4 protein-coding genes and 1 pseudogene are annotated in these 5169 nt (G+C 32.1%); all 5 read left to right on the top strand.

Annotation, left to right across the window (positions count from 1 at the left end; genetic code table 11):
- Window positions 1-815: tRNA dihydrouridine synthase (locus tag ACVC2P_RS13820; protein WP_452599041.1), on the top strand; the 815-nt coding region annotated here is incomplete at its 5' end.
- A 376-nt stretch (window positions 816-1191) separates the two neighbouring features.
- Window positions 1192-3387, top strand: coding sequence for a B12-binding domain-containing radical SAM protein (locus tag ACVC2P_RS13815; RefSeq protein WP_452599040.1), 2196 nt, complete (start codon window positions 1192-1194; stop codon window positions 3385-3387).
- Window positions 3388-3436: 49 nt separating this feature from the next.
- Window positions 3437-3952 (top strand): glycine-rich domain-containing protein, encoded by a 516-nt coding sequence (locus ACVC2P_RS13810; RefSeq protein ID WP_452599039.1) that lies wholly within the window; start codon window positions 3437-3439, stop codon window positions 3950-3952.
- A complete protein-coding gene (locus tag ACVC2P_RS13805; protein ID WP_452599038.1) occupies window positions 3949-4779 on the top strand; it encodes a hypothetical protein in 831 nt (276 codons plus the stop codon). Before ACVC2P_RS13810 ends, ACVC2P_RS13805 begins: the two co-directional genes overlap by 4 nt.
- Before the next feature lie 97 nt (window positions 4780-4876).
- Window positions 4877-5169, top strand: a pseudogene (locus tag ACVC2P_RS13800) (SET domain-containing protein-lysine N-methyltransferase); the annotation flags it as partial.

Here is a 5169-nt window from a genome sequence, read left to right as displayed (position 1 = left end):
TAAAAAACGCATACGAACGCGACATTCTTCCAGAAAACAATACAACTCTAGAGGTTATTCCACAAATAATAACCAATGATGTTGAGGAGTTTTTATTTGTAGCAAAGTATGTACAACAATTTGGCTATAAAGAGCTAAACTGGAACTTAGGTTGCCCCTACCCAATGGTTACGAAACGTGGTATGGGATCTGGTTTAATTGCCGATCCTGAAAAAATTGACCATATTTTAAAACGCGCACACACAGAAACAGATATTATTGTTTCTATGAAAATGCGCATGGGGTACGAAAACAGTAACGAGATTTTAGATGCGTTTCCTGTTCTAGATAAATACCCGTTAAAAAACGTTGCCATTCATGCTCGTATAGGAAAGCAATTGTACAAAGGCGGAGTCGACCTAGAAGCTTTCCAACGTTGTATAGACAGTACTAAACATAAGCTCTATTACAATGGCGATATAACGTCTGTTACACAATTTAAAACCATACAAGAACGCTTTCCATCTATAGACCATTTCATGATTGGTCGTGGTTTAATCGCCGATCCGTTTTTACCAAGTATGATTAAAAAAAACACGTTAGAATATCCTAAAAATAGAGTCGAAATTTTTTCAAACTTTCATGATGAAATCTATGCGCAATACGATGCCGCTTTATCTGGGCCAACACCTATAAAAATGAAAATGTTAGGGTTTTGGGAATACTTTTCAAAATCGTTTAGTAATCCTCAAAAAACTTATAAAAAGATAAAAAAAGCTACAAACCCACAAAAATATAAACAGGCCGTTTCCGAAATTTTAAAGGGAGGGTTTTAGTTGGCTCTTGGCAAATTATAGAATACTTTTAACCATACAGAATATATTTTACATTTACTGTATACTCCTATTTTTGAGATGTCATTTCTATAAACCAATAAAATAATACTAATCAATTCCCACTAAACACTATACTCTTTTTAAATTTAAAACACGATTTGCCATTAATTCGAGTAATTTTAAAGTACAAAAAATTGTATCGATAATTATACATGTATAGAATTTAGTGCTCTCAATACAAATATTACGCTTGCGCAATCGTAAAATCCAATCTAACTAACAAATTTCACCAAAATACACAACAGGTTATTTGTAAACCACCATTTACTTAATACTATTAATCCACTATCTTTGCCATAACATTAGCCAACTTACATTGAAAGACCTTTTACTAATAACACCTCCGTTTACACAGTTAAACACACCTTACCCAGCAACTGCTTACTTAAAAGGGTTTTTAAATACAAAAGGTATTACTGCTTTTCAAATGGATTTAGGAATAGAGGTTATTCTAGAACTGTTTAGTAAAAAAACATTCGAAACATTATTTGAGTTAGCTATAGAAAATGAGACTATTACCTCTGCAAACTGCCAACGTATTTATGCATTAAAAGAATATTATTTACAACCTCTTGATGCTGTTATTTTATTTTTACAAGGAAAAAACCAAACGTTAGCAAGACAAATTTGCACAGATAATTTTTTACCTAAAGCCTCGCGTTTCGATCAATTAGATGATATGAGCTGGGCCTTTGGCGAAATGGGAATGCAAGACAAAGCCAAACACTTTGCTACTTTATACCTTGAAGATTTATCCGATTTTATTATAGAGTGTATTGATCCTAATTTTGGCTTTAGCCGCTATGCCGAACGCTTAGGGCAAAGTGCCAATGCTTTTGATGAACTGTACAATAGTTTACAGCAAATGCCTACTTTTATAGATGAGATAACATTATCTATACTCGAAGAGCGTATACAAACCGTACACCCCAAACTCGTTTGCCTTTCGGTACCATTTCCTGGTAATTTATACTCTGCATTTAGGTGCGCTCAGTATATAAAAACTAATTACCCTAATATTGTAGTCTCTATGGGCGGTGGTTTTCCTAATACCGAATTACGTTCTGTTACAGATACGCGTGTATTTAACTTTTTTGATTATATAACGTTAGATGATGGCGAGCTTCCTATAGAGCTGCTTTATAATGCAATAAGCAATCCTAAAAAAAACGAAACACCTACCTACAAACGCACTTTTTTAATAGAAAACGGTATTGTTACCTATAAAAATAATACCACAAGACCCGATTATAAACAACACGCTGTTGGCACACCTGACTATTCCGATTTATTGTTAGACGATTATATTTCGGTTATAGAAATTGCCAACCCAATGCATAGTCTTTGGAGCGATGGCCGTTGGAATAAATTAACGATGGCACACGGTTGTTATTGGGGGAAATGTACGTTTTGTGACATTTCTTTAGATTATATAAAAATCTACGAGCCAGTTGCTGCCAAACTATTAGTTGACCGCATGGAAACACTAATACAGCAAACAGGAGAAACGGGTTTTCATTTTGTAGATGAAGCTGCCCCACCGGCTTTAATGAAAGCTTTAGCTTTAGAGATTTTAAAGCGTAAGCTTATGGTTACTTGGTGGACAAACATACGGTTTGAAAAAAACTTTACCCGAGATTTATGTTTACTTTTAAAAGCATCGGGTTGTATTGCCGTTTCTGGTGGTTTAGAAGTCGCTTCAGATAGATTATTGAAACTTATAGACAAAGGTGTTACCGTAAAACAAGTAGCACAAGTTACTCGTAATTTTACTGAAGCCAATATTATGGTACATTCTTATTTAATGTACGGCTACCCTACACAAACCGTACAGGAAACTGTAGATAGTTTAGAAATGGTGCGCCAGTTATTTGAAATTGGTATTTTACAATCTGGTTTCTGGCATCAGTTTGCTTTAACAACGCATAGTCCTGTTGGTTTAAATCCTTCCGATTATGGTATTACACCCCACTATAAAAACATTTCATTTGCAAATAACGATGTAGATTTTACAGACAGCACTGGTATTGACCATAACAAATTTAGTTTCGGGTTAAAGAAATCGCTATTCAATTTCATGCATGGTATTGGTTTTGAATTACCTTTAGAGGACTGGTTCGATTTTAATATTCCGCAAACCACCATTCACCCTAATTTTATATACGATTGCTTAGATACTGAAATCGACTTTAAAACCAAACCCACCGCTAAAATTGTTTGGCTTGGTCATTTTCCTTTAGTCACAGAATATTCTAAAACTAAAAAAGGAAAGACAACTAGTTTTCTAGAAATGACTTTTCATGATAAATCTGAAACCTTTCAAATTACTACAGAAAAAAACAAAGGCGATTGGTTTTTAGATACCTTAGCGTTATTAACGCCTACCAACGAAAAACCAATATCCTTTTCGCTATTAAAAAAAGATTTTGAAACACATTTTGATGATTTTGAACTCTTCTGGTTTTCTAAACCTATACTTACGTTAAGAGATTATGGTTTGTTAGTGTTATAATTTATATGTAACAAAAAGCGCTTTATTTGTACTCATTAATTGTAATATCTTGTTAGAAGAACAACAAAGCATGACAGAAGACCAAAAAAAACTATGGCATAATATCTTAAATTTTGAAATTGATGATATTAATTCTTCATTAACCTTTTCAGATAGGCTAGCTAGAGAAAATAATTGGTCTTTAGAGTATAGTTTAAGAGCTATATTAGAATATAAAAAGTTTATTTTTTTAATTACCATTTCCAAAACGGCACAAACACCTTCCGATCAAGTAGATCAAGTTTGGCATTTACATTTACTTTATACCCAATCGTATTGGATTGATTTATGTAAAAATACAATACAAAAAGAAATACATCATGGCCCTACTAAAGGAACCGAACAAAAAGCACATTTTAAAGATTTATACCTAGACACTTTAGCTTTATATAAAACTGTGTTTGGGCATTCTCCACCTGAAGATATATGGCCAAATGCCGAAACTAGATTTAAAAACATTCACTTTACAAGAATTAACAGACATAAATTTTGGGTGTTCCCTAAATTAACTTTTAAACGCAAATGAAAATATTATCTCAAATCACTCCAGCGCAAACTAAACTAATTATAGACAATAATAGTGTTGCATTAAAAAACTTAATGAAACTTACTTTTATGGATTTAGTTTTAAAAAAAGTTCTAAAAATAAAAGAAGTCGAACAAAAAGCACATTCTAGAGATAAGCATACAAGAGCCTATACTTACATTATTCCTGGCAAAAATTTTAATAGCTATAAACCTAAAGTATTTGAGTCTGTTTTTTTAAGCCCATTTTATAAAAGCCCAGAAATACAAATTCAATTTAAAACATATATAAAATTAATTTATGACAACTCTAAAGGGCGTTGGAATTATAAAAAAACGGTAAAGAATACGTCTGAAATAAAACCTTATTTTAAATCTACATTTTTTATCAACTTATTTAAACAAATAAAATTAACTCCTGAAGGACATAAACTAAACACAGCGTTAAAAGATTATTTATATAAAATAGATTCAGAGATCATTAACTTATTAGAGAACAATAAGAAAAAAGCATTAGAGTTATTAGAAAACATTGGAGGTAATATCTTCTTACTAAAAAATTTAGACTTCGAAATGCTTAAAAAACTCGATAAAGAATTATCAAACCAACAAAAGCATTATAATTCTGACGCATATGATTATAATGATAATGACGATGGTTTTTGGTTGTTTTTTGGAGCTTTCGATGATAACTATATGTACGACTCTTACTTTAATGACTTTGATAGCACAATCGATTCTTACGATTCTGATTCCTCAGGATGCGCTTCTTTTGATAGCGGATGTAGTAGTTGTAGCGGATGCGGAGGCTGTGGCGGATGTAGTTAACTTAAGTTTTTTTACTAATTCTCTCCTTAGATAATACAAAAACGACTTCAATTGAAGTCGTTTTTGTATTATTGTAACACGTATTTATAAAAAAATAGTGACAGTAACAGACAACAACATTATAGACGTTCCCGAATCGGATTATTTATATACTAAAACTTCGCAATTACCCAATGCAGGTAAGGGTTTATTTACGGCTATTACTATTTATAAAAATGAGATTATTTCTTTATTTAAAGGCGAGATACTCTCTAACGCAGAAGCTAAATATCGTGCAGATAAAAAAGAAGACCAATATTTTATTAATTTATTAGATGGTAGCATTATGGACTCTAAACATGTTCATTGTTTTGCAAAATATGCTAATGATGCTAAAGGGGCCTCTAACGC

It is taken from the genome of Pontimicrobium sp. MEBiC01747, assembly GCF_053601635.1.
The sequence above is the reverse complement of the archived record's forward strand: the minus strand, read 5'-3'. Positions and strand labels throughout refer to the sequence as shown.